The sequence below is a fragment of the Burkholderia sp. AU30198 genome (genome assembly GCF_020419825.1).
In the GTDB taxonomy this organism is placed as follows: Bacteria; Pseudomonadota; Gammaproteobacteria; order Burkholderiales; family Burkholderiaceae; genus Burkholderia.
In genome coordinates, this window is sequence record NZ_JAIZSA010000001.1 from 823,126 (window position 1) to 847,789 (window position 24,664).

The following is a 24,664-nucleotide window of genomic DNA, read 5'->3' on the forward strand; positions in this document are numbered from 1 at the left end:
GTTGCGACTACGTGATGCGTCACTGCGCGGTTGAATCGCCGATGCGAAGCCAAAGGAAATCCATGCTGCCGGACAACGGGGGCGCCGGAGAAACCCGTGAGCCGGCCACATTTGCCTTCGTGCGGCCCGAGCATCACGCGACGCCGGCTCCCCTGCGCTGCCGACCACGTTGACGATCCAGCCGCCGCCCAGCATTGGCGCAAGGTGGACATGGACAGTTTCCTCGCAGTTCGAATTCCCGTACATTGGCCAAATTGACACATTAAGTGCGATATCCGACACACCATGCCCCGCGCCGCCATCCTTGCGTATGACGATTGCTACGCCTCCAGCCTGGGCGGGTTCGCCGACATCCTCCAGATTGCGAACTCGCATTTGCGGCGACAAAGGGGCGACGGCAATGCGCAGTTCGAATGGCGGTTTGTCTCTCCGACCGGCGAACCCGTCATGGCGAGCAACGGGCTACAGCTGAACACGGAGCCGATCCGGCCGCGCGAGCAGTTCGACCTGGTTTTCATTCCCAGCGCGCACTATGCGAGCGGCAAAGCCTTCGACCAGTTGCTGGCACGACAGTCTGCCGCATGTGACTGGCTGGTTTCGCAATGGAACGCGGGGGCCTACCTCGCGGCAAACTGCACCGGCACTTTCGTCCTGGCCAACACCGGCCTCCTGGACGGACGGCCCGCGACGACCACGTGGTGGCTGGCAGACCAGTTTCGCAGCCGGTTTCCCCGGGTCGACCTTCAGCTGGAGCCCGTCGTCACCGAAGCGGATCGACTGATCTGTGCCGGCGCGTCAGCGTCCTACCTGCTCCAGACCATCCATGTCATCGAGCGTTTCGCCGGGGCCGTCATCGCTGCGCAGTGCGCCAAAACGATGCTGATCGACGTGAGCCAGACCAAGCAATCGCCGTACCTCCCGTTGCTGACGGACAAGACGCACGCCGATTCGCTGGTTCATCGCGCGCAGCATTGGCTGCAGAAGCACATGACGAAGGACGTGAAGATGTCGGAGATGGCGCATGACCTCGGCGTGAGCGAGCGCACGATCATCCGCCGATTCCAGGCCGCGCTGAATCAGTCGCCCTTGCGGTATTTACAGAGCCTGCGCATCGAAGCCGCGCGCGGTTTGCTGGAGACCGGCGATCTCAGCCTGGAGCGGATCACGGCCCAGGTGGGATACAGCGATACGAGTTCTTTCTGCCGGCTGTTCAAGGAGAAGGTCGGCCTCAGCCCGGGGGCGTATCGTGATCGCTTTCGGCCCACGGCGGAATCGCAATAATGACCGGTCGATTGCGGACGGCCGCCTGCCGGTCACGCATCCGCGTCCCGTCGTCACCCTTTCCGCCCTTCCCCCGGTCGCGGAATTCGTAAGTAGAATCAGCGTGTTACCCGTTCACGACACGGTAAAAGACACGCTCCTCGGCCGCCGCCCCTGCTTCCCTTCATCGACTCGGGCCGGGCATCGTACCCGCAGTTTCCGAGTCAGGCGAGGCGGTAAATTCTGTTCAAAACCGGGCCCGCGAGGCCCGACAGGATCGAGCGACACCCACCCCATCAACCGGAGGGCATCATGACGATTCACGAAGTCTTTCCCTATCTGCGCGCCAGGCGCGCGGACGACGCCATCTCGTTCTATGCGAAGGCGTTCGGCGCGCAGGAGAAATTCCGTCTCGTCGAGCCGTCGGGACGCATCGGCCACGCGGAATTGCAGCTCGGGCCGTGCACGCTGATGATCTCGGACGAGTTCCCCGAATACGATATCCTTGCCCTCGACCCGGATGGCAAGGCGCCGATGTCGCTTCACCTGCATGTCGACGACGCCGACGCGACGATCGCCGCCGCGGTCGCGGCCGGCGCGCAGCTGACACGCGCAATCCAGGACCAGTTCTACGGCGAGCGTTCCGGCAAGATTCGCGACCCGTTCGGTTACGAATGGCTGATCGGGCATACGATCGAAGCGGTCGAGCCCGATGAAATGCAGCGGCGTTATACGGCGCTGCTGTCCGGCGACCAGCAGAAAACCTGAACGGCGCACCGCGCGCGCCGGTCGATCACTCCGACATTCGCGATGCACTATCACCCCGACGACATCTACCGGCTCTACCGGAGCGTACCGACGCTGTGGCTGAATCGTCCTGCTCCGGCCGAACAATTCCTGGCCGCCGCCGTCGAGACCGGGGCCGAACTCGGGCATGTACTGCGCGACTACCCGCAGGTCCGCTACCAGCCGCTCGACTTCCACTACCTGTGCCAGCAAAGCCTGTCCGTGCTGGACGACGCACTGCTGGCCGACCTCACGCGCGCCGAGGAGCATGGATGGCGCGGCGCGCAGTGGGCCGCGCTGTTGATCGCGTTGTCGGGCGACGCACGCCATCTGTCGCACCTCGACGAAGTCAGGCGTCATCGCGGTGTCGAGTGGACGGCCGGGCTTGCGGATGCCGCCGTCCGTCCGGAAGCCTCGTCCGCCGATTTTCGCTGCGGCCGGCTGATCGTCGACCTCCGGAATCAGCTCGCCTCGCTGCCGCGTGTCGCCGTGCGCCTGCGAATGTCATCGCCGCCGGAAATCTTCGCGGCCATGGCAGCGGCAGTCCGAGCCGCGTATCGCCGTGGCGATGTCGCGACGGCGCTGGCGATCGCCCGCGACTAGACGCGCGGCGACCGGCCGGCCGTGTTCTTCACGGCTTACTCGACGTTGTCCGACACATCCGTCATGCGGATCATGTGCGGCTTCACGCCGTCGTCCATTGCCACCGCCTCCTTCGGATGGATCAGCGCCTCGAGCCGCGCCTTCGTCGCGATGAACTCGGGCGTATTGACCTGTGAATAGTCGCGTGGCCGTGGCACGGGCACCTCGATCAGTTCCTGCACCGCCCCGGGATTCGCCTTCAGCACGAGAATCCGGTCCGCCAGAAAGATCGCCTCGTCGAGATCGTGCGTGATGAACAGGATCGTCACGTCGATATTGCGCCAGATGTCGAGCAGATGCGTCTGCATCTTCGCCCGCGTCTGTGCGTCGAGCGCGCCGAACGGCTCGTCCATCAGCAGGATGCGCGGACGGCTCGCGAGCGCGCCGTATTGATCGTTCCCGACGTCATGTCACAGCGCCGGCACGCGCGTCGTCGCATCGAAATACCGGATCGTATCGGGCATGGCCTCGGGATCGCACCGTGCGCCCGAGTACATCGACAACCGTCCGCCGCGCCCGCCGCCTGCCCCTCCGGCAACCTCCGCCTCGCCGCGATTCCACACGATTTCGCAGAGGACCTTTCCTGTGCAACGCCTTAATCGACCGCCGCACGATCTCCAATAATGCCCGCTCGATCCGCCGGCCACGGGGCCGGGAAAACGATAAAAACTCCTATGCATTCCTACAAGATGAACAAGCACGCCAGCACTCGACTCGCGGGGACCGCCATTGCCACGTGCCTGACCGCTCTCGCGTCGGGCGGTGTACACGCACAGAGCAGCGTGACGCTGTACGGCCTGATCGATACGTCGATCACCTACGCGACGAACCAGCGCACGCACGGCGCCGGCTCGCCCGGCAGCGGCACCGTCGCGATGACGAGCGGTGCGCTGAACGCGTCGCGCTGGGGGCTGCGCGGCCGCGAGGATCTCGGCGGCGGGATGGCCGCGGTCTTCACGCTCGAGAACGGCTTCTCGGGCACCACCGGCGCGCTGTCGCAGAAAGGCGTCGACATGTTCGGCCGCCAGGCATGGATCGGCCTGAGTTCGAAGACGGCCGGCACGCTCACGTTCGGCCGCCAGTACGACCTGATCCTCGATTTCGTGACGCCGCTCGGCGCGTCCGGTCCCGGCTGGGGCGGCAACCTTGCGGTTCATCCGTACGACAACGACGATTCGAACCGCAACCTTCGGATCAATCAAGCGGTGAAGTACACGAGCCCGACGTACCGGGGGCTGACGTTCGGCGCAATGTACGGGTTCTCGAACACGGCCGGCCAGTTCTCCAACAACGCGGCGTGGAGCGCGGGCGTGTCGTATGCGAACGGGCCGCTGAAGCTCGGCGCCGGCTACCTGAAGATCAGCCGCGACCGCAATGCGCCGAACCCGAATGGTGCGCTCAGCACGGTCGACGGTTCCGCGACGATCACGGGCGGCAACCAGCAGATCTGGGCCGCAGCCGGTCGCTATGCATTCGGGCCGCATTCGGTCGGCGCCGCGTGGTCGCACTCGACCACCGACGGCGTGACGGGCGTCCTCCAGGGCGGCAGCATCGCACCGCTGAAGGGTGAGTCGCTGGTGTTCGACAACTTCACGGTCGACGGGCACTTCTTCGTCACGCGTGCGTTGAGCCTCTCGGCCGCGTACACGTACACGATGGGCCGCTTCGACACGCGCACCGGGCAGACGCGCCCGAAATGGAACCAGGTCGTCGCACAAGCCGACTATGCGCTGTCGAAGCGCACGGATGCGTATCTCGAAGGCGTCTACCAGAGCGTGAGCGGCGGCAATGGCCATCCCGCGTTCAATGCGACCGTCTGGACGCTGACGCCGTCGGCGAACAGCAACCAGGTCGTCGTCGCACTGGGGCTGCGGCACAAGTTCTGACGACGCGGCGCGAAGCGACACAACGCAACGCTGCTGCGCCGACCGCGTAAGGCATTCGGCTCCAGCACCGCCTGGTCGTCATGCCCCGAGCCGAAAAGGCCGCGCCCGTTGAGCTGACCCCCGAGAGTTGGACATGATTCCAACCCTTGGGGGTTTTTCATGACGAAGTATGACCAGTCGTTCAAGCAACAGATGGTCAAGGCGTATCTGAATGGCGAAGGCAGCCGTGAGTCGCTCGGTCGGCAGTACGGAATCGGGTATTCAACGCTGCGACGTTGGGTGAGCGCTTTCCGGGCGCATGGTGAAGCAGGGCTGCGCAAGAAGCACGAGACGTACAGCGCTGACTTCAAGATGTCGGTGCTGCAACACATGTGGCGCCACGAACTGTCCTACCAGCGCACATGCGCGGTATTCGATCTGCGCGAAGCCAACTGCGTCAGTCGCTGGGAGCGCCAGTATCATGAGGGTGGTTTCGAAGCTCTCATGCCGCGCCGCAAAGGCCAGCCGCCCAAGATGTCAAAGTCCAAACAACCTGCCCAGCCTACGAGCGTGCCCGCAGACGAGCGCTCACGCGAAGACCTTCTTAAAGAGAATGAGTATCTGCGCGCGGAGGTGGCGTACCTAAAAAAGCTGGACGAACTGCTCCGAGCCAAGGAGCAGGCAAAGCCAAAGAAACCGCGCAAATCGTGAATGCCTTGCGTGAGCGTCACTCGTTGGCGGTCTTGCTCAAGGTCTCGGGGCTGGCTCGTAGCACGTTCTATTACCAAGTGTCGGCGGCCAAGGCCGGAGATCGCCACGGCGAGCTCAAGGCGAAGATTGCGCGTCTCTTCGCCCAGCACAAGGGGCGTTACGGCTATCGTCGAATCACGCTGGCATTGCGTCGAGCGGGCACTTGGGTCAATCGCAAGACGGTACAGCGACTGATGTTGGTGCTGCGCCTCAAGTCGCTCGTGCGGCCCAAGAAATATCGGTCCTATCGGGGAGAGCGTGGGCGTGTCGCCCCGAATCTGCTCAAACGCCAATTCGAAGCCAGCGGCCCCAATGAGAAGTGGGTGACGGATGTGACCGAATTCAATGTCGGCGGCAAGAAGCTGTATTTATCGCCGGTTCTGGATTTGTACAACGGCGAGATCATTGCCTGGCAAATGAGCGAGCGTCCTGACTTTGCCATGATCAAAGCCATGCTGGACAAAGCCCTCAAGCGGTTAGCGCCTCATGAGGCGCCGATGCTGCACTCGGATCAAGGCTGGGCTTATCAAATGCGAGAGTACTGCGAACAGCTTGCTGAGCGAGGCATGCCGCAGAGCATGTCACGCAAGGGCAACTGCCTGGATAACGCCGCGATGGAGAGCTTCTTCGGCACACTCAAATCCGAATGCTTCCGGCTGACGCACTTCGCAGACGTGCAGCAATTGCGTCGTGCCATTGCCGACTACATCCGCTATTACAATCACGACCGCATCAAGCTCAAGCTAAAAGGGCTGAGTCCCGTGCAGTTCAGAACTCAGCCCTTCGCGGCCTAATTGACCCGTCCAACTTTACGGGGTCAGCTCACCGTGCGCGGCCTTTTCGCTGTGGCATCGCCCGGCGCGACAGCAAGAATGCCGCCCGGCCTGTCGCATCGGCGCAAAAAAATGCGGAGAAACTGGTCACGCTGTGACATTTTTCCTAATCTGTTTGCAGCGACGCCGTAATTTGGCGCTCCGGTCGCGACACTCTTTCATATGGCGCACCACCGGCTTACGAACATGATTCACGTCGTGGGGGCCGGACCTTTCGCGCTGTCGAGGCCGGATACGGACGTGCCGATCGCATGCCCCACGCGTTCAACGCAGTCAACCGCAGGAGACGAACGATGAGCAAAACGAACCGATTTGCGGTGCTGGCAACCGTCGTACTGCTGGCCGGTTGCCACCACGCGGCGAAGACGCCCGAGAATGCCGGCATGGCGCCGACGCCCTCGAGCGAAGCCGTCGCAACGGTGACGGCCGACGAGCTCAATAATCCGAACAGCCCGCTCGCGAAGCGCAGCATCTACTTCGATTTCGACCAATACTCCGTCAAGCCCGAATACCAGTCGCTGCTGCAGGCGCATGCCGACTATCTGCGCAGCCATCCGGCACGGCACGTGCTGATCCAGGGCAACACCGACGAACGCGGCACGTCCGAATACAACCTCGCGCTCGGCCAACGCCGGTCGCAGGCCGTGATGAGCGGGCTCGAAACGCTCGGCGTGCCGGCCACGCAACTCGAGGCCGTCAGCCTCGGCAAGGAAAAGCCGGTTGCGCTCGGCCACGACGAGGATTCGTGGGCACAGAACCGCCGCGCCGATCTCGTCTATCGTTGATCGCGGGCCACCGCGACGGCGGCATCCGCTTCAGGAACGGCATGGCAGCCCGCAGGCCGCGGAAGCGGCCGCGCGGTGCATGCACGCCACCGACGATGCCGCGCCGTTCCTCGTTCAACGCCGACGTTCGAGCCGGCGATGCAGCCAGTGCGACATCACGGCCGACGCCACGATCGCATTGACCGTGGCGGCCGCTGTCAAGGTGCCGAACTTGTCGGTCTTCGCCAGGCCATTCACGATTCCGACGAAGCCGAGCGCCGCGCCAGCACCGACGACCGTCCCCGTCAGCACGAACCAGCGCCGCCGGATTCGCGTGCCGATCGCGCCCATGATGCCGCCTGCCACGGCCGCCGGCAGGAAAAAGCCAATCAGGAACGACCCGAAGAAGATGATCGGCACCATGCCGGCGGCGACATTCAGTCGCTCCCACGACGGGCCGTCGAACAACGACCACATGATCAGCATTACGGCCGGCCAGGCGAGCGATGTGACCAGCGGGCAGCCGATCGCAAACGACACGCAGCCGAGCGCAACGGAATGGGACGGACGCGACGTCGGACATTCAACGGTGGCTCTCATGTTCATGTTTTTGTAGTCGGAATCGGAATGGCGGCGTACCGGAGTGTATCAAGGCGCGGTACGGTGGCTCCGATCCGGCCCCGTCGCATTCGACGATCCGCAATACACATGGAATAAACGGCCCGCCCGAAACGTTTCTTCTGCGCGCAGACGCGCGGTTCACGCGAACCGGCCGTTCCCGCGGCCTGCGCGTGGCAAGGAGGTGGAAATGAAATCGGCAACGTTGGCCGCGGCGCTGATCGCGGCGCTCATGCTCGTGCTGTCGGCCGGATGTACGTCGTCTGGTGGCGGCGCTCCGCAAGGACCGGGCATGAGCCGGTATGGCGGCGGTGGCGCGGGAGGCAGCGGAGGCGGAGGGGGTGGCGGCTACTGAAGAACCGCCCCAGAAAATCGGGCGACCCGTCGCGCGCGAGCACCGAAAACCGGCTGAATCGCGCGCGACGCGCCGCCCTTCGGCACGACTTAACGCATGGCCTTCACATCGGCCGGCGTGACGCTCGCGGGCTGGCCGCCCCACGTCGCACGCAGGTAGTTCGCGAGCTGCGCGAGTTCGTCGTCGCTCAGCGTGTGCGCGAAACCCGGCATCGGCTGCAGGTTCTCGAACCCGGCAAACTTCTGCTCGCCGATGCCGTCGAGCATCGCGACCAGCAGGTTGCGCGAATCGCCCTGGCGCACCGTCGAATTGCCGTTCATCGGCACCGCCACGTGCGGCTTGCCTTCGCCGTTGAAGCCGTGACAGCCCGCGCAGACCGCGAGATACACCGAGCGGCCGGCGGCGAGTTGCGCGGCGTCGGCCGACACCGGCTTCACCGGTTGCGGCGCGGGCGGCGTATCGCCCAGCAGGTACACGGACAGCGCGCGCAGGTCGTCCTTCGTCATGTATTGCGTGCTCAGGTGCACGACCGGGTACATTTCGCCGAACGCCGAGCCTTGCGGTGCGATGCCGACGCCGAAGAACGTCTGCAGGTCGGCACCCGTCCAGCCACGCGCGGCCAGGCCGGCCGGCGTGATGTCGGGCGCGGCCACGCGGCCGAGCGCCGCGCCCGCGAACGGCTTCGCGCTGTCGAGCTGGCCCGTGAACGCGCGCGGCGTATGGCATTCCGCGCAGTGGCCGAGCGCCCCCGCCAGATAGCGGCCGCGCTGCCAGTCGGCGGACTGGCCGGCCGATGCATCGGGCAGGCTGTCCTTCAGGAACACCATGTCCCAGAACACCATCCCGAAACGCAGGTTGTACGGGAACTTCAGCTCGTGTTCGCGGTTTTCCTGCGCGACCGGCTTGACGGTCTTCAGGTACGCGTACATCGCGTCCGAATCGGCGCGCGTGAGCTGCCGGTACGACGTGTACGGCATCGACGGATACAGGCGCTTGCCCGGCGCCTTGCCGTCATGCAGCGCGGCGTAGAAATCGTCCGCGCTCCAGCTGCCGATCCCGTGATCCTTGTCGGGCGTGATGTTCGAGCCGTAGAACGTGCCGAACGGCGATTCGAGCGGTGCGCCGCCGGCGAACGGCGCGCCGTCCTTCGCGGTGTGGCACGCCGCGCAGTCGGCGGCCTTGACGAGATAGCGGCCGCGCGCGACCTGGTCGGCGCCGGGCGCGCCGGAAGCGGCGTTCGAGGCCGGCGCGTCGTGGCCGCCGCACGCGGCGAGCAGCAGCGCGCAGGCCGCGGCGAGTGCGGGAAGGCCCGCAGCCCGCGCGACACGGTGAGCGTATGTGCGTTTCATGCGGCGTCCTTCACGAGTCCCGGCGTCGTCAGCACCACGTCCTTGACGGCTTCGTAGTAGCGCACGTAGCCCGTGCAGCGGCAGATGTGCGCGTCGAGCGATTCGGTGATCGTGCGTTCGACGTCGGCCTTCGCGATCGGCTCGCGCTTCAGGCGTTCGATCAGCACGGTCGCCGCGTTGACGAAGCCCGGCGTGCAGTAGCCGCACTGGAAGCTGAAGTGCTCGAGGAACTTCTGCTGGATCGGCGACAGCTCGACCACTTCGCCCGCTTCATTGCGCTTCGCGTGGCCTTCGATCGTGCGGATCGAGCGGCCGTGGAAGAAGTGCGCGCCGGTAATGCAGGTGCGCATTTCCTCGCTCGTGCCGTCCGGCTTGTCGACGATCACGACGCACGCGTGGCAGATACCCTGCCCGCAGCCGAGCCGCGAACCGGTGAGGCCCGCGTACTCGTGCAGGAACTCGATCATCATCAGCCCTTCCGGCACCTGCATCGGGCCGACGGACTTGCCGTTGATATTGATCGACAGCGGTTTCGACTGGAACCGGACGAGCGGGCGCTCGACGGCGGCAGGCGCCGATGCCGGCACAGCCGGGGCCGAGGCCGGTGCGGCCGAAGCCGCGCTCGGTGCGGAAGCGCCGGTCGCAGCGGCGCTGGCGCTCGCGGCCGAAGCCGCGGTTTGGGCGGTCGTCATGCGAGCACCTCCTGAATCTTTTGCGGGGTCACCGGCAGGTCGGTGAAACGATGGCCGATCGCGTGCGCGATGCCGTTCACGATCGCGCCGACGACGGGGATCATCACCACTTCGGCAACCCCCTTCGGCGGATCGGTCTCGGACAGCGGCGGCAACACGTCGCCCGTCTGCGTCCACACGGCGACGTCCGACGCGCGCGGCAGCTGGTAACGGTTGAAGTTCCACGTGCCGTTGCCGGGGCCGTCTTCATACAGCGGCAGATATTCGTGCAGCGCGTGGCCGATACCCATCGCGAGACCGCCCTGCAACTGGCCCGACACGAGCTGCGGCGAAATCTGGTTGCCGCATTCCATGATCGAGTGATGCGTGAGCAGCTCGACCTTGCCGGTCGCTTCGTGCACGGCCAGCTCGACGAGCGTGCCGACCGCCGTGTAGTACGTGACGGCCGCGTTGTTGCGGCTCGTCGGCGGGATGAACACGCGCTTGCGGTCCAGCACGCGATAGCCGTTCGCGGTCGGCGCCAGCGTGCCGCGCATCGCGGTCGCGCCGGCCGGTGCGGCGGTGCCGGGCACCGGGCCGTTGTCGCCCGTCTTCGGCGCGCCGACGCGCAGCGACAGCCCGTCGATCGGCAAGCGCTCGACCGCGCCGCCCACTTCGAACTCGGCGTCGGTCCACTGCCAGCGGTTGAATACGTGCACGACGGCGCCGGTCGGCAGGCCGAGCGCATACGCCTGCTTCGCGAGCTGTTCGAAGCTCAACGGCTCGAGGCCGTCGGCCGTCAGCTTGCCGTCGACCCAGCGCGCGTCCTCGATGCGGATCGAGTACGGCGCGGCCTGGCCGCCGCCGAGGCCGCGCGTCCAGATCGACATCGCCGCCGGCCACAGGCCGTAGCGGAACACCGCGCGCGCGGCTTCGCGCGTGCTGTGCGTGAAGTAGTACGCGGAGTTCGTCGCGCTCGACGGCGACGCATAGCTCGGCGACCAGCGCGGATTCGCGCTCAGGCGATCCTGGTCGGCCTGCGACATGATGTACGGATCACCGCTGGTCTCGACCGGCAGGTCCGGCCATTCGGTCACGGCCACGCGCACCTCCGTCGCCGGACGGCCGAGCCATTTCGCGACCGCAACGGCCTGCGACGTCGACATCCCGGTACCGATCTCGGCCGCCGTGTGCTGCAGCGACACCTTGCCGTTCTCGTCGAATTCGACCTTCGCGAACGACGCTTCCGCGCCCGTGCCGAAGTCCTTCTGCACGCACGCGAAGCCGACGCCGTAGCGCTTGCCCGGGTTCGCCGCTTCGAATTCGGTCTTGCGCGCGACGCGGCGCGTCCACAGCGGATGCTGCTTCGAGCGCTCGAGCACTTCGTCGACGCGCAGCGCGCCGGCGGGAATCGCCCCTTGCGTGTTCTTCATCCCCGAACGCAGCGCGTTACGCAGGCGGAAATCGATCGGGTCGATGTTCAGCTGCGCGGCGATCTCGTCGACCGCCATTTCGGTCGCGGCCATGCTCTGCAGCGTGCCGTAGCCGCGCGCGGAACCGGCATCGATCGCGCGCGACGCGATCGCCACCGCGGCCAGGTCGCTCTTCGGGAAGTAATAGATCGATTGCGCGGCCGTTGCGCCGACCATCGCGACCGACGGCGAGAAGTTCGAGCGCCCGCCACCGTTCGCCTCGAAGTCGCCCTTGAACGACTGCAGCAGGCCCGTGTTGCGGTCCACCGCGATCCGGTAGTGCATCTTGAACGCGTGACGCTTCAGCGACGTCTGGAACTGTTCGTAGCGGTCGTTCGCGAAACGCACCGGGCGGCCGTCCGCGTACAGCGCGCAGACGAGGCCGTAGAACGGCACGTTGAAGTGATCCTTGGAGCCGTAGCCGACCGTGTAGCACGGATGCACGAACAGCTTCTTCACCGGCATGCGGCACTTCGCGACCATCTCGGCCGCGTGCTCCGCCACTTCCAGCGGCGACTGGGTCGGCACGACGAGGTGCAGCGACTGCGTCGCGGTGTCGTACCAGCAGTTCGCGTTGTCCGGTTCGAGCGCGGACGTGTCGACCGACTGCGTGTTGTACTCGCGGTCGAACACGAGCCAGTCGGCCGACGGATGATCGAGCTCGCTGGCGATCTGCCCGGCCAGGAACATGCCCTGCTCGTCGAGCTTGCCGTGCTCCTTGCCATCCGGCCACACCGGCAGGTGCTTGCGCATCATGCTCGGAAAGATCGGCGCGTCCTTCAGGCTCGAATAGACGTCGTCGTCATAAGCCGTCTTGCCACCCACCCGCACGTAGCGGAAGGTGCCCCACGGATCGCGCTCGAGCGGGCCCGTGACCGCGCCGTAGCGGATCACGTCGTCGCGGAACTTGAGCGCGTTCTTCGCGAAGCGGAAGCGCGCGAAGTCGTGGTAGATGAGGATCGCGACCGCATGGCCGAGATACGCGGGCGTCTTGCCAGCCGGCAGCAGCATGTCGTCGCCGTAGAACGCCGGGAACGCGACGCCGTCGCGCGCGAGATCGTCGGCCGTGACCACGCGGTCCGGCTTCAGGTCGTCGCCGAGCAGCGAAAGGTCGAAGCCTTCGTAGGTGCGGTCGGCCTGCGTGACGCGCAGGATCAGCGCATGCGACTGCTGCTGCGGCCAGTGCGGCATGTCGGCTGCGCGCACGTCACGGGCGAACACTTTCGAGCCCGTGACCTTCGCGATGCCGTCGATGCGGAATTGGGGGATGCCGGTGACGCTATCCCATTTGACGGGGGTGAGGAGTTTTTCTTCGAAGAGCGCCGCGAATGCGCGGCTGCCCAGGGGCGCGACATACACTGCGACGCCCGCCAGCACGCTGGCTTTCAGAAAACCCCGCCGTGACAGGCCGTGGTTTTTCATTGGGGGGAACCTCCTGATGCGGCTCGGACGGCGATCGGGTGTCGCGACGTTCGGAGCGGCGCGCATTCTGGCATTGTTTTAGATATATCGCCTATAGTATTTCTCGCATGAAATACTTATCGAATTTCTTATAACGGTATTCAGCCGGGCTGCGGCAGCCGGTCGCGGGTGGCGATTCGACCGCGTCGCGTGATCGTTTGCAGCAGTTTCGATCGGTTCGACCGCATCCGGCGGACCCGCGCCGCGTGCAGGATGACCGGTCTCCTGCCGGTCGCCGAGCCGCATTCCGTTCGCAACGATGCTGCCGTGGCGCTAGTGAATGTGCAAGACTTTCGCGGGCGTGGTTTACGACTAGTGGCCGGCGCGGCATCCGATGCCGCCGGCCTGCCCGGGCAGGCGCCCGGACGACCCGCGCCGCCCATGTTTCATGGTAATGTCATGCGCATCCGGGCTGGCCGGGCTTCCGCCATGTGCCGTGCGGGCGCCGCCAGCCATCGCGACATCACGCGACATCGTGTCGAGGTCAAAAACCATGGCAGTCAGGGCATCTCTCCTGCACTCCGTTCTCGCCACTCCCCCCTCCGGCAACCACCGTGTGACGGCCGCGCTGCGCCCGTCGATGCTCGTTACGCTGTTCGAAGACGTCCGCCCGATGGTGCTCTCCGGGCTCGCGAGCGGCTTCGTCGCGGCCGTCGCGCTGATCCGGCTGCAGCAGTTCTGGTGCCTTGCGTGGCTGATCGTCGACGTCGGCCTGCTCGTTGCGCGGCTCTCGATCGCGCATGCGTACGCGGTTCGGCGCGACGCCGGCGACGACTCCGCCGAATACTGGGCACTGCGTTATGCGCCCGTGTCGCTCATCGCATGCTTCGTGCTCGGCCTCGGCGTGATGGGCTGCGTGCAGGCTGTCGACGTCGAGCTCGGCACGCTGTCGGTCATGGTCGCGGGCGGCGTGTTCGGCGGGATCGCGTCGCGCAATTCAGCGCTGCCGCGGCTCGCGATGATGCAGGTCACGCTCGGCGTGCTGCCGATCGGCGTCGGTGCGCTGCTGGCCCACCGGTCGGGCGCATGGCTGCTGCTGCCGCCGCTCGCGATCTATCTCGCCGCGATGCGCACGGTCGTCCAGCGTCACTATCGCGTGCTCGTCGCACTGATCGCCGCGCGCCAGCGCAACGCCGAACTCGTCGCGCGCTTCGATGCCGCGCTTACCTACATGCCGCACGGCCTGTGCATGATCGACGGTGAGCGCCGCGTGATCGTCGCGAACCGGCGCACCGCGCAACTGTTCGGCTCGCCGCGCGAGATCATGCTCGATACGCCGCTGCCGGCCGTCGTCGCGGCGCTCGGCGCGAACGACGCGACCGATCCCGGTGGCACCGGTCTCGCCGCGCAGTGCGCGCTCTGGCTGACCTGCGACGAACCCGCGCCGCTCGACGTCGTGCTCGCCGACGGCCGCCAGCTCGAACTGACGCGCCACCGCGTACCGGACGGCAACGCGGTGATCATCGTCGAGGATGTCACCGCGCGCCGCCAGACCGAGCAGCACATCCGCCATCTCGCGCGGCACGATGCGCTGACGGGTTTGCCGAACCGCCACGAACTGCATGCCGAGCTCAAGCGGATGCTCGCGCGCCGGCCGCGCACGCCGGGCCCCGCGCTCGCCGTCATGTATCTCGACCTCGACGGCTTCAAGGCGATCAACGACCGGTTCGGCCACCAGGCCGGCGACGACGTGCTGACGCAAGTCGCCGAGCGGCTCGGCAAGACGCTGCCGCCCGGCGAGCTGGCAGCACGCATCGGCGGCGACGAGTTTGTCGTCGCGCTCGACGACACGACGATGCACGCGTGCTCGCGCCTCGCCGCGCGCATCATCCGGCAGATCTCCGCGCCGTACACGCTGTCGATCGGTGCGACCGTGAGCCTGGGGATCAGCATCGGCATCGCGCTCGACGACGGGCACGGTTCCCCCGATGAACTGATCCGGCAGGCCGACAGCGCGCTGTACGACGCGAAGTCGGCCGGCAAGGGAATCTACCGCTTCTATTCGAGCGGCAGCAGCCACGTCGCACCGGCAACCGCGAGCTGATCCGACTGCGCGCACCGGCTGCGCCGCCCTCTTTCCCCCGCGTTCGCCGCCTCCCGACGATTCAATTCCGAAACGCTTTGCGCGACCGCACGTGGCGCCGCGCGCTCGCGTGTCACGTGACGTGTTCCGTAACATCGCCGCCCGCCACGCATCACGTTGGCTGCAGAAGCCGGCACGATCGAATCAGTGCAAGGCTTTTCGAGCCTGGCACTTTTATTGCTCCCTGTCAGGGAAACAGGTTGTCAGGGAGACTCAACATGAATACCGTCGAAGTCCTCAGCCGCAGCGACACCATCGACGAACTGGATGTGATCGACGGCGCAGCGCTGATCCGCCGGCTCGTTTCCGAGCGCCGCATGCCGGCCGCACGCGAAGCCCGATGCGTCGACAATCCGCCGCTGACGCTCTACGGCGCGTTTCGCCAGGGCGTCGCCGATCACGGCGCGCACCGTGCGAATCCGTATCGCGCCGGCAGCCGCTTCTGGGCTCTGTGGGAAGAAGGACGTATCGAAGCTGAAACATCGGGCCGGTAGGCCGATTGTGCACGCCGGCCCCGTCGCGGCGAGGGGCCGGCGCGAAACTTCACGCTCGAATGCGGCCGGCCGATGCGCCGGCACGCGCTCATCGCTGCAACATCGCACGGGGTTCCGCGTATCGGCAGTGCAACGCGCCCGCACGCATCCCTGCGCTTGCCGGTCGATGGCATTCGGCGTTGCACGCGCCCGGCACACCGCGCGGCGGTCGTTTCCCGATAAGATGGCAGATTCCGTTCATCGAACGATGCCGCCATGACCGTCTCTTCCACGCACCGCAATCCCATCCACTGCGAAATCGATCTCGACGCACCCGGCAAGCACGCGGGCTACCTGCGGCTGCCGCATTCCGTGCACCGCTCGGCGTACGGCTGGCTGCCGATCCCGATCGCGTCGATCCGCAACGGCGACGGGCCGGTCGCGCTCGTGATGGCCGGCAACCACGGCGACGAGTACGAAGGCCAGATCATCGTGTCGCAACTGATGCGCGAGATCGACCCCGAGATGGTCAGCGGGCAGCTGATCCTGCTGCCGATGGCGAATTTCCCGGCGGCCGATGCGGGCCTGCGCGTGTCGCCGCTCGACGAAGGCAACCTGAACCGCAGCTTCCCCGGTAACCCGACCGGCACGCCGACGCAGATGATCGCCCATTACATCGAGCATGCGCTGCTGTCGCGCGCGCAGTATCTGGTCGACCTGCACTCGGGCGGCAGCTCGCTGCTCTACCACGGCGGCAACATGCTCGCGATCGATCCGCTCGACGCCGACGAAGCCGCGAAACTCAACGGACTGCTGGCCGCGTTCGGGTTGCAGAATGCGCTGCTGCACGCGCCGAACCCCGTGCATTCGGCATCGGCCGCGCGTCGCCAGGGCGCGATCTCGATCGTGACCGAGCTCGGCGGCGCCGGCATGGCCGATCCGTCGCTGATCCGGCTCGGCCGCCACGGGCTGCTGCACTACCTCGGCTATATCGGCCTGCTGCGCGGCGCGCTCGTGCCCGATGCACCGCCAACCATCACGCGCTTCATGCGCGTCGACGGCGAGCGCCACTTCGTCTATGCGTACGAGCGCGGGCTGGTCGAGCCGCTCGTCGAACTCGGCGACCAGGTGAAGGCCGGGCAGCCGGCCGCATGGGTGCATTTCCCCGATACGCCGCTGCGCGAGCCGATGCTGCACCGCTTCAAGGGCGACGGCGAAGTGGTGTGCAAGCGCGTGCCCGCGCAAGTGCGGCGCGGGGATTGCCTGTTTCAGTTGGCGGAGTTGTCGACGCCGGCGCGTGTCATCGAGTGATCGCGACTGGCGCAACCCGCCGCCCGCGAAGGATATCGGCAACGGCGCCAGTGCATATTGCAGACACGCTGACCGTCAGCCGGACGCCCCTGGCGACTCATTTTCCTGCGCGGCACCGCATTGATGGCAATGCGGGAAGAAGAAGAAATTCCGGCCGCCGCATTCGCATACATTGAAAAGCCTCAATCCGCAATGTACGCAGAACGTGGAATCGTCGCCGCCGAGATTCCATTGTTTGTCGCATGACGGGCAGCGCTTCTTTTCGAGTGATCGAACGGCTTTTTCGTATCCGATCGTGCGCGCGCGTGCGCCCTGATCCTGCTGCAATTCGAGCCGTTTGCGTTCGGCATAGCGCTGAAATGCTTTCATCATGTAGAGGCCGGCGAATACCGTGAGCGCAATGCCGACCAGAACCCGGACGTAGCCGCCGAAATTCGGCAAGTACGGCACCAGTTCAATGAAAAACGCACTCAGTGCAAACAGGCCAAAACCATACACGAAAGGCCAGTAGCGCACCTTGCGGTAGCGGATGAACAGCCAGATCGCAACCAGCAGTATCGGTAACGTCAGCGCCAGCCGCAGCCCGAACACCTGGATCTCGTAGTGCCGTGTTGCCGCGTCGAAGCGCCGTTCGGCTGCTGCGTCCGCTTCGGCGATTTGCGTGTCCACTTGAGTCTGCTGCGAGGTCAGTGCCCGTTGCTGGTCGCCGATCGCATCGATCTGATGCTGCCAGTTGACCACCACGGCCTGGAGCGTATCGAGTTTGTGCGTTCTGGCCAGAATGTCCGGGTCCCTCGCACTGTCTCCTGTCACCGAGCGGGTTGCCAGCCAGTTGCGGAAACTTTCCTTCTCGGCCGCGTACTCCTTCGCGGCCCGGCCGCGCGCCACTTCCATTGTGTCGGCCTTCTCGACAAGCGCGTCGTGCTGGGCCTGCAGACGGCGCCGCGCCGCGTCCAGCCGCGCCTTTGCCTGAGTATCGGCGAATTGCTCGATGGCGGGCGGACCGCCGCTCGGCGCGAACGCCATGTCGCGGATCACGAGGCTGCCGAGCATGTTCAGAAAGACCGCGAAGATGATCGCAATCCCCCATGACGCGAGTCGCAGGAGCCGCGCTGGACTGGTCAGGCCGTCGCCGGAAGTCATCATTATGTTTTGCCCTCTGTTGGAATGGTTTTCATTGTCGTCAATCTCGATACAACCGTCGATTGTCTCTTTCTCATCGATTTCAGCCCGGCCCGGCGCCGATGCCGCATGCCGCCCCGGAAGGGACACTCGCACTTTTCGAGATCGGCCATGCGTTCGACCAGAAAGTGAAGCGGGTGTGGAATCGCGGGATAGTGGCGGCAGGCGGTACCCAGAGGCACCAATCCTGCATCCAGCAATCGCCACTCAGACGTCCGCCGTGTCGCTGCGACCCACACCCGTTACATGCGCGTTAAAGCCCAAGCGCCTGTTCCAGTCGCCGCATCTCTTCCCGCCACTGTTCCTGCAGTTGCGGTTTTTGATGTTTCGGTTTGCGTGCGAGTTCTGCCGCCAGCCATGCCTCCAACTGACACCAGCGTTGCCACTGTGCGTCAGCGTCACTGCTGGCGGATTGAACACCGGCGTGGTTCCGTGTCGCCGGAATCTGCTCGGGTGCAGCGGAATCACGAGATGCGAACAAATTTCGATACGCGCTTTCAGCATCCGGCAATTCTTGCAAGCGCCCGTTATGGATTGCCCAGAAGCGATTGCAACTCTGCTCGATCAGTTCGCGGTCATGCGAAACCAGGATGAAACCCCCATCGAACGCCGCCAGCGCGGCCGCAAGTTCGCCCTTACCTTCCATATCCAGGTGATTGGTCGGTTCGTCGAGCCACAATAGGTGGTAGCTCGCCATGGACAGCGCGAGAAACAGCAGACGAGCCCGCTCGCCGCCACTCAGCGTGGCCACGGTTTGAGCATGGCGTACATACGCAAACCCGGCAGAAATCAACGCCTGCCGTCGCTCCTTGTCGCCGACTGGCGCAAATTTATAGAGCGCGTCCGACAACGTGGCGTCGTCGGCCAGTTGACGCAATGACTGATCGTAGTAGGCGATGCGCGCCGCTGGATGGTAACGCCAACCCATGCGCGCTTCCCCCTGCTGCAGATCGCTCCAGCACTGACGTAGCAACGAGGATTTGCCCGTGCCATTGCTGCCCAGGAGTGCGATCTTGTCACCTGGCCGCAACCACAAATCGTGAACCTCAAACAGGATCGGTTCTTCTGCGTGGGCGCGGACATGCAGGCCTTCGAACGCCATCAGACGGTCCGCCGCGAATGGTCTTCCCTGTAGCTTCAAGCGCCACGGGCTGCCACGACTAACAAAGGTCTGGTCTTCCTTTAGTTTTTCGACACGCCTTTGCATGGACCGGGCTTGGCGCGACAGTTTCTCGTTGTCGTGCTCGCGCCCCCAGATAGCCAGACGTTTGCTGCTGGCGGCTAGCCGGTCAATCTCGTTCTGCTCGCCTGCATGACGCGCTTGTGCCGTTGCGTCAGCCTGGGCCAACGCCACCAGGGCGCGGCTGCACGGCATATCGAAACTGTACAAGCGCTGATCGCGCAGAATCCAGCTTTTGTCGCTGAGGGTGTCTAGAAGACGCGGATCGTGCGACACCAGGATGAAGCCCCCCTGCCAGCGGCGCAGGAAATCTTCCAGCCACAATAGCGAGGGTAGATCCAGATGATTGCTTGGCTCATCCAGCAACAGCAGATTCGGCTGCGTCAGGACTGCACGCCCCAGCAGCAAACGCGTGTGTTGACCGCCACTCAGGTCGGAAACCGGTGTGTCCGCCGCAGTGGCCAGCTCCAAATCGTCCAGCAGACTGTCTACCCGCCAATGCTCGGCCCGTTGCTCGCCGACGCTCTCCAGCAACGCCTCTCGTGTCGTCAGGTCGGCCAGTCTCGGCGGTAGATGCTGCTCGACGTGTTGCAGGCGGCACATTGCCGCATATTGCACGCGGCCGGCACCGGGTTCGCGGCTGCCCGCCAATACATCGAGCAGACTGCTCTTGCCGCAGCCGTTGTGGCCAATCAGGCCGATACGGTCGCCAAGTTTTACAGTAAAGGAAAGATCCTGGAATAGCGGGCCATGGCCGGTTTCCAGATTCAAGGAAAGTGCGGAAATCAGGGTCGTCATGCTCTTGCTCTCGTTTTTTCGGGACGTGTTTGTCCCTGTCAACAGGAGCGCTGGCGACAACCTTGGAGTCGAGAAAGGACTCGGGAGGAGAAGGCTTTGCTCTGACCGGGTTATCGCAGCGCGATGGAACTCAGGCAAGAGCGGACGAATGTGCTGAATAAATGTGCCAACATCAGCGGGCGCACTAGCAAAACCATATTTACCTCCTTTTTTAAAAAGAGTTGGATGTAGCGCCGGAGTTTATCTCGGCTCACGTCGGCTATACAAGCCGCTGGCGTTACGCTCCCGATTTTTTCCAGGAGAGATCGCAGAATGCTCCGCGACAACCCGCCATTGGGCGGCCAATGTCTACTTTAAAGAAAGTGTTCCGGGTAACTGCTTCTGACCGGGAACCGTCACCGTCATATTGAATGACGCGCTTTTCCCGTACCCTAATGTGGTTCAAGAACCTTCAGCTTCATCGTCTTCCGGCACTTTCGGGCGCGGCGCCCCACCACGCCCGTTCGCCCCACCCCACTCCCCCTGCAAGCCTTCTTACACCACCCGCGAAATCCTTATCGAAATTGCTTCGTTCGCCTTTGCCGGCCGCGCCGCTAACGTGTTCAAAACGGCGGCGGCCCGCCATCTGCATCGCAGCAGGATGCACACCGGCCGTCGCCATCACGACAACTGCGTCGCGATAACGGAACAGACCGGACGGGCCGCGTGCCCGCACCCCGCCAGGAACGTCCGCATCGCGCGCCCTTCGCGATGCCCATGGCCACGACCGACCGCATCATCGACACGACGCCGATCGACGTCCGCGCACAACCGCTGATCGACGCGCTGATCGACGAGTATTCGACCCGTTACAACGCGTATCGCCCCGACAGCCGCGCGTCCGCGCGCGACGAACTCGCACGCTACCCGGCCGAACTGTTCGCGCCGCCCGAAGGCGCGTTCGTGCTGCTGTTGCGCGACGGCGAGACGATCGGCGGCGGCGCATTCAAGCGCTACGACGCGCAGACCGCCGAGCTCAAACGCATCTGGACCCGCACGGACCTGCGCCGCCAGGGCCTTGCGCGCCTGGTCGTCGAAGCGCTCGAACTGCGCGCCGCGCAGCAAGGCTACCGCCGCATCTACCTGACTACCGGTTTTCGCCAGCCCGAAGCATGGGCGCTGTACGACCGCACCGGCTATACGCGGCTGTTCGATTCGTCGATCGCCCCCGAGGTGCATTACCACCTGCGGTTCGGCAAGGATCTCGCCGATCCGTCACGCACGTCGACGTTGGCCGACCTGTGGGCGCCTGCGCCCGAACCGGTGCTGTCACGCTGACCGCGCCGCGCCACCTGCATCCCACCGATCTCCGCTTGCCACTACAGGACGCTTTCATGCAACGAGCCGTACCGCTTTCTTCCCGTGCCGTGCGCACGCTGGCTGCCGCACTGATCGGCCTGACCGCGCTCTCCGCAGCCGCGGCCGCGGCCGCCGCAACGTTCGACCTGAGCCCCGAACAGCGTGGCCGGCCGCGCGGCGTAGCCGATGCGGCGGTCGAGCGCGCGGTGCCCGCGTCGTTCAAGTTCGCCGAGCCCGGCACGCTGACGATCGGCATCGCGCCGAGCCTGCCGCCGATCAGCTCGTATGCGACCGACGCGCGCACCGTGATCGGCTTCGACGCCGACATCGGCCAGCTCGTGTCCGACAGCCTCGGCCGCAAGCTGAAGATCGTCGCGCTCGCGTGGGCCGACTGGCCGCTCGCGCTCGAATCGGGGAAAGTCGACGCGGTGATCTCGAACGTCACCGTCACCGAGGAACGCAAGCAGAAGCTCGATTTCTCGACCTACCGCAAGGACCAGGTCGGTTTCTACGTGCGCAACGACAGCAAGATCCAGGCGATCCGCGAGCCGAAGGACGTCGCGGGGCTGCGCATCGTGACCGACGCCGGCACCAACCAGGAAAAGATCCTGCTCGCGTGGGATCGCGAGAACGTCGCGCATGGGCTGAAACCCGTGCAGATCCAGTACTACGACGACCAGGCGATGCGCATCGTCGCCGTGCAGTCGGGCCGCGCCGATGCCGTGTTCAGCGTGAACTCGGTGCTCGCGTACCAGAGCGCGCAGCAAGGCAAGACGCGGCTCGTCGGCGCGATCAGCGGCGGCTGGCCGCGCACGGCCGACATCGCGATCGCGACGCGCCGCGGCAGCGGGCTCGCCGATCCGCTGACCGTCGCGCTGAACGGGTTGATCAGGAACGGCCGCTACCAGCAGGTGCTCGACCGCTGGAACCTCGCATCGGAAGCGATCGACCAGTCGCGCACGAATCCGCCGGGGCTGCCGAAGAGCTGAGCGCCGCGCGCCCCCACCGTCCATTCACGCTCACGCCACGCTCACGCAGGAACGCCGCTCATCATGTCTTACTCGCTTTCGTTGCTGGACAAGAGTCCGATCGCCGACGGCGCGAACGCCGCCGACGCGCTGCGCTTCACCACGACGCTCGCGCAGCGCGCCGAACAGCTCGGCTACGAGCGCTTCTGGGTCGCCGAGCATCACGGCACGCCGGCCTTCGCGAGCTCGGCGCCGGAGATCGTCGTCGCACACCTGCTCGCGCACACGTCGCGTATCCGCGTCGGCTCGGGCGGTGTGATGCTGCAGCACTACAGCCCGTTCAAGGTCGCCGAGACCTTCAAGGTACTGGCCGCGCTCGCGCCGGGCCGCGTCGATCTCGGCATCGGCAAGGCCCCCGGCGGGTTGCCGCTGACCACGCGCGCACTGCAGTGGTTTCACGACAAGGCGCGCAAGCCTGACTTCGCGGGCCAGCTCGCGGAGCTCGATGCGTTTCTCGGCTGGGGCGTTGCCGAAGATCACCCGCTCGCCGGTGCCGTCGCACTGCCGGTACCGCCGCAGGCGCCCGAACGCATCCTGCTCGGCGGCTCGCCGGACAGCGGCGCGCTTGCCGCGCGCAACGGCTGGCGCTTCTGCTATGCGGGGCATTTCAACGGCGACGACGCGAACCTCGAACGCTCGCTGGACGCTTACCGCAGCGCCGGCGGCACCCGGCCGCTGGTCGCGCTGTATGCGGTAGCCGCGCCGACGCGCGACGAGGCCGAGCAACTGATCGGGCCGCTGAAGATCTTCAAGCTGCAAATCGCGGGCGGCCAGAGCTTCAATCTCGCCAGCGCGCAGGCGGCCGCCGAATTCGCGCGGCAGAGCGGCGCGTCCGACTACCGGATCGACGAGCTGCGCCCGACGGTGCTGGCCGATACGCCCGAGCGCGTGCACCGCGCGCTCGACGCGCTGAGCCGGCGGCTCGACGTCGATGCGTTCGTGATCGATTCGCCGGTGACCGACTACGCGGCGCGGCTCGCGTCGGCCGAATGGCTCGGCGGCGCGCTGTCGGCCACGCCGTTGCAGGCGGCCCTCACGGCCGACCGTTCCCTTTCCCCTGACCAGAACGCGTGACGCTCCCATGACGACCCGACGATCGATCCCCTTCGGCCTGATGCTGCAAGGCGCAGGCAGCCACATGAACGCATGGCGGCACCCGAGCAACCCGCCGGATGCGAGCATCAACCTCGACTTCGCGATCGGCATCGCGCGCAAGGCGGAAGCCGCCGGCATCGCGTTCGCATTCGTCGCGGACGGCCTCTACATCAACGAGAAGTCGATCCCGCACTTCCTGAACCGCTTCGAGCCGCTGACCGTGCTGTCGGCGCTCGCGGTCGCGACGAAGAAGATCGGGCTCGCGGGCACGATCTCGACGTCGTACAGCGAGCCGTTCACGGTCGCGCGCCAGCTCGCGTCGCTCGACGCGATCAGCGGCGGGCGCGCGGGCTGGAACGTCGTGACCACGCCGCTCGAAGGCACCGCGAAGAATTTCGGCAAGGCGCATCCCGATCACGCACTGCGCTACGAAATCGCCGACGAATACCTCGACGTCGTGCAGGGCCTGTGGGACAGCTGGGACGACGACGCCTTCGTGCGCGACCGCGCGACCGGCCGCTTCTTCGATCGCGACAAGCTTCATACGCTCGACCACCATGGCCGCTTCTTCCAGGTCGCGGGCCCGCTCAACATCCAGCGCTCGCCGCAGGGGCAGCCGGTGATCTTCCAGGCCGGCTCGTCCGACACCGGCATCGGTCTCGCGGGCAAGTATGCGGATGCCGTGTTTACGCATTCGCCGTCGCTCGACGATACGGCCGCGTTCACGCGGCGCGTGAAGCAGAGCGCGATCGAGCACGGCCGGCAAGGCAGCGACGTGAAGATCTTCCCCGGCATCGGGCCGATCGTCGGCCGCACGGCGGCCGAGGCCGAGGACAAATACCAGGCGATCCGCAACCTGTTGACGATCGACGAGGCGCTCGCGTATCTCGGCCGCTATTTCGATCACCACGATTTCACGCAGTACGCGCTGGATGCGCCGTTCCCGGAACTCGGCGAGCTCGGCCGCAACAGCTTCCGCTCGACCACCGACCGGATCAAGGCCGACGCAAAACAGAAAGGGCTGTCGCTGCGCGAGACGGCGCTCGCGGTCGCCACGCCGCGCCCGAACTTCATCGGCACGGCCGAGCATGTCGCCGACGAACTGATCCGCTGGCACGACGCCGGTGCCGGCGACGGTTTCATCCTCGGCTTTGCGGTGCAGGCGCAGGGCGTCGACGATTTCATCGAACTCGTGATCCCGGTGCTCGAGGCGCGCGGCCGTTACAGCCGCGACCTGCCCGGCGCGACGCTGCGCGACCACCTCGGCCTGCCACGCAAGGCGAGCCGCCACGCGGCGCCCGGCACGCCGCACGAAACGGCGGCCGAAGCGCACGCCTGACACCCTCCGCC

Annotated in this window: 20 protein-coding genes and 1 pseudogene; 14 read left to right on the plus strand and 7 right to left on the minus strand. The window is 65.7% G+C overall.

Features of this window, described 5'->3' with window-relative positions:
• The first annotated feature begins 285 nt into the window (after window positions 1–285).
• The 3 genes from LGN19_RS03520 (at window position 286) to LGN19_RS03530 (ending at window position 2,649) form a co-directional block, all read left to right on the plus strand.
• The gene (locus tag LGN19_RS03520) at window positions 286–1,281 is read left to right on the plus strand and encodes a GlxA family transcriptional regulator (RefSeq protein ID WP_226213250.1); all 996 of its coding nucleotides are present in this window, start codon (window positions 286–288) and stop codon (window positions 1,279–1,281) included.
• 291 nt (window positions 1,282–1,572) lie between these two features.
• Window positions 1,573–2,028 (plus strand): VOC family protein, encoded by a 456-nt coding sequence (locus LGN19_RS03525; RefSeq protein ID WP_226213251.1) that lies wholly within the window; start codon window positions 1,573–1,575, stop codon window positions 2,026–2,028.
• Between the two features lie 42 nt (window positions 2,029–2,070).
• Window positions 2,071–2,649 (plus strand): hypothetical protein, encoded by a 579-nt coding sequence (locus LGN19_RS03530; protein ID WP_226213252.1) that lies wholly within the window; start codon window positions 2,071–2,073, stop codon window positions 2,647–2,649.
• Between the two features lie 35 nt (window positions 2,650–2,684).
• Here the strand turns inward: LGN19_RS03530 and LGN19_RS03535 are convergent.
• Window positions 2,685–3,071 (minus strand): annotated as a pseudogene (locus LGN19_RS03535) (ABC transporter ATP-binding protein); the annotation flags it as partial.
• A 291-nt stretch (window positions 3,072–3,362) separates the two neighbouring features.
• On the opposite strand from LGN19_RS03535, the gene LGN19_RS03540 reads away from it, so the two are divergent.
• From LGN19_RS03540 to pal, 3 genes are all read left to right on the plus strand, one after another.
• Window positions 3,363–4,574, plus strand: a complete 1,212-nt coding sequence (locus LGN19_RS03540) for a porin (protein ID WP_374102114.1) — start codon at window positions 3,363–3,365, stop codon at window positions 4,572–4,574.
• A gap of 159 nt (window positions 4,575–4,733) precedes the next feature.
• A protein-coding gene (locus LGN19_RS03545; RefSeq protein WP_226213253.1) for an IS3 family transposase occupies window positions 4,734–6,097 on the plus strand; the annotation gives its coding sequence in 2 pieces (ribosomal slippage) (window positions 4,734–5,211 and window positions 5,211–6,097; 1,365 coding nt in all).
• A 332-nt stretch (window positions 6,098–6,429) separates the two neighbouring features.
• Window positions 6,430–6,921: a peptidoglycan-associated lipoprotein Pal gene (gene pal, locus LGN19_RS03550; RefSeq protein WP_085037565.1), complete on the plus strand. Its 492-nt coding sequence runs from the start codon at window positions 6,430–6,432 to the stop codon at window positions 6,919–6,921.
• Window positions 6,922–7,035: 114 nt separating this feature from the next.
• On the opposite strand, the gene LGN19_RS03555 is transcribed toward pal, so the two are convergent.
• Window positions 7,036–7,368: a hypothetical protein gene (locus tag LGN19_RS03555; protein WP_226213254.1), complete on the minus strand. Its 333-nt coding sequence runs from the start codon at window positions 7,366–7,368 to the stop codon at window positions 7,036–7,038.
• A 340-nt stretch (window positions 7,369–7,708) separates the two neighbouring features.
• Here LGN19_RS03555 and LGN19_RS03560 point away from each other — a divergent pair, with 340 nt between their 5' ends.
• Window positions 7,709–7,873, plus strand: coding sequence for a hypothetical protein (locus LGN19_RS03560; RefSeq protein WP_226213255.1), 165 nt, complete (start codon window positions 7,709–7,711; stop codon window positions 7,871–7,873).
• 89 nt (window positions 7,874–7,962) lie between these two features.
• Here the strand turns inward: LGN19_RS03560 and LGN19_RS03565 are convergent, their stop codons facing one another.
• From LGN19_RS03565 to LGN19_RS03575, 3 genes are read right to left on the minus strand one after another with little or no spacing between them, the layout of a single operon-like run.
• On the minus strand, window positions 7,963–9,222 hold the full coding sequence (locus tag LGN19_RS03565; protein ID WP_175219503.1) for a cytochrome c: 1,260 nt from the start codon (window positions 9,220–9,222) through the stop codon (window positions 7,963–7,965).
• On the minus strand, window positions 9,219–9,914 hold the full coding sequence (locus tag LGN19_RS03570) for a (2Fe-2S)-binding protein (RefSeq protein ID WP_122947070.1): 696 nt from the start codon (window positions 9,912–9,914) through the stop codon (window positions 9,219–9,221). Before LGN19_RS03570 ends, LGN19_RS03565 begins: the two co-directional genes overlap by 4 nt.
• Window positions 9,911–12,787 (minus strand): xanthine dehydrogenase family protein molybdopterin-binding subunit, encoded by a 2,877-nt coding sequence (locus LGN19_RS03575; RefSeq protein ID WP_226213256.1) that lies wholly within the window; start codon window positions 12,785–12,787, stop codon window positions 9,911–9,913. Before LGN19_RS03575 ends, LGN19_RS03570 begins: the two co-directional genes overlap by 4 nt.
• A 532-nt stretch (window positions 12,788–13,319) precedes the next feature.
• Here LGN19_RS03575 and LGN19_RS03580 point away from each other — a divergent pair.
• From LGN19_RS03580 to LGN19_RS03590, 3 genes are all read left to right on the plus strand, one after another.
• Window positions 13,320–14,870, plus strand: coding sequence for a sensor domain-containing diguanylate cyclase (locus LGN19_RS03580; protein ID WP_226213257.1), 1,551 nt, complete (start codon window positions 13,320–13,322; stop codon window positions 14,868–14,870).
• A 257-nt stretch (window positions 14,871–15,127) separates the two neighbouring features.
• Window positions 15,128–15,403 carry a hypothetical protein gene (locus tag LGN19_RS03585; protein WP_043186765.1) on the plus strand — a complete coding sequence of 92 codons (276 nt, stop codon included), beginning with the start codon at window positions 15,128–15,130 and terminating at the stop codon, window positions 15,401–15,403.
• 255 nt (window positions 15,404–15,658) lie between these two features.
• Window positions 15,659–16,693: a succinylglutamate desuccinylase/aspartoacylase family protein gene (locus LGN19_RS03590; RefSeq protein WP_226213258.1), complete on the plus strand. Its 1,035-nt coding sequence runs from the start codon at window positions 15,659–15,661 to the stop codon at window positions 16,691–16,693.
• 75 nt (window positions 16,694–16,768) lie between these two features.
• On the opposite strand, the gene LGN19_RS03595 is transcribed toward LGN19_RS03590, so the two are convergent.
• Both LGN19_RS03595 and LGN19_RS03600 read right to left on the minus strand, forming a co-directional pair.
• A complete protein-coding gene (locus LGN19_RS03595) occupies window positions 16,769–17,836 on the minus strand; it encodes a hypothetical protein (protein WP_413227182.1) in 1,068 nt (355 codons plus the stop codon).
• Window positions 17,837–18,128: 292 nt separating this feature from the next.
• Window positions 18,129–19,853: an ABC-F family ATP-binding cassette domain-containing protein gene (locus tag LGN19_RS03600; RefSeq protein WP_226213259.1), complete on the minus strand. Its 1,725-nt coding sequence runs from the start codon at window positions 19,851–19,853 to the stop codon at window positions 18,129–18,131.
• 756 nt (window positions 19,854–20,609) lie between these two features.
• Between LGN19_RS03600 and LGN19_RS03605 the strand changes: the two genes are divergently transcribed.
• The 4 genes from LGN19_RS03605 to LGN19_RS03620 all read left to right on the plus strand — a co-directional run bounded on the left by LGN19_RS03605 (window position 20,610) and on the right by LGN19_RS03620 (window position 24,653).
• On the plus strand, window positions 20,610–21,170 hold the full coding sequence (locus LGN19_RS03605) for a GNAT family N-acetyltransferase (protein WP_226213260.1): 561 nt from the start codon (window positions 20,610–20,612) through the stop codon (window positions 21,168–21,170).
• A gap of 56 nt (window positions 21,171–21,226) precedes the next feature.
• Window positions 21,227–22,180, plus strand: coding sequence for an ABC transporter substrate-binding protein (locus tag LGN19_RS03610; protein WP_174958334.1), 954 nt, complete (start codon window positions 21,227–21,229; stop codon window positions 22,178–22,180).
• Window positions 22,181–22,243: 63 nt separating this feature from the next.
• Window positions 22,244–23,293: an LLM class flavin-dependent oxidoreductase gene (locus tag LGN19_RS03615; RefSeq protein ID WP_122947079.1), complete on the plus strand. Its 1,050-nt coding sequence runs from the start codon at window positions 22,244–22,246 to the stop codon at window positions 23,291–23,293.
• A 7-nt stretch (window positions 23,294–23,300) separates the two neighbouring features.
• Window positions 23,301–24,653, plus strand: coding sequence for an LLM class flavin-dependent oxidoreductase (locus tag LGN19_RS03620; protein WP_122947080.1), 1,353 nt, complete (start codon window positions 23,301–23,303; stop codon window positions 24,651–24,653).
• Window positions 24,654–24,664: the final 11 nt, after the last annotated feature.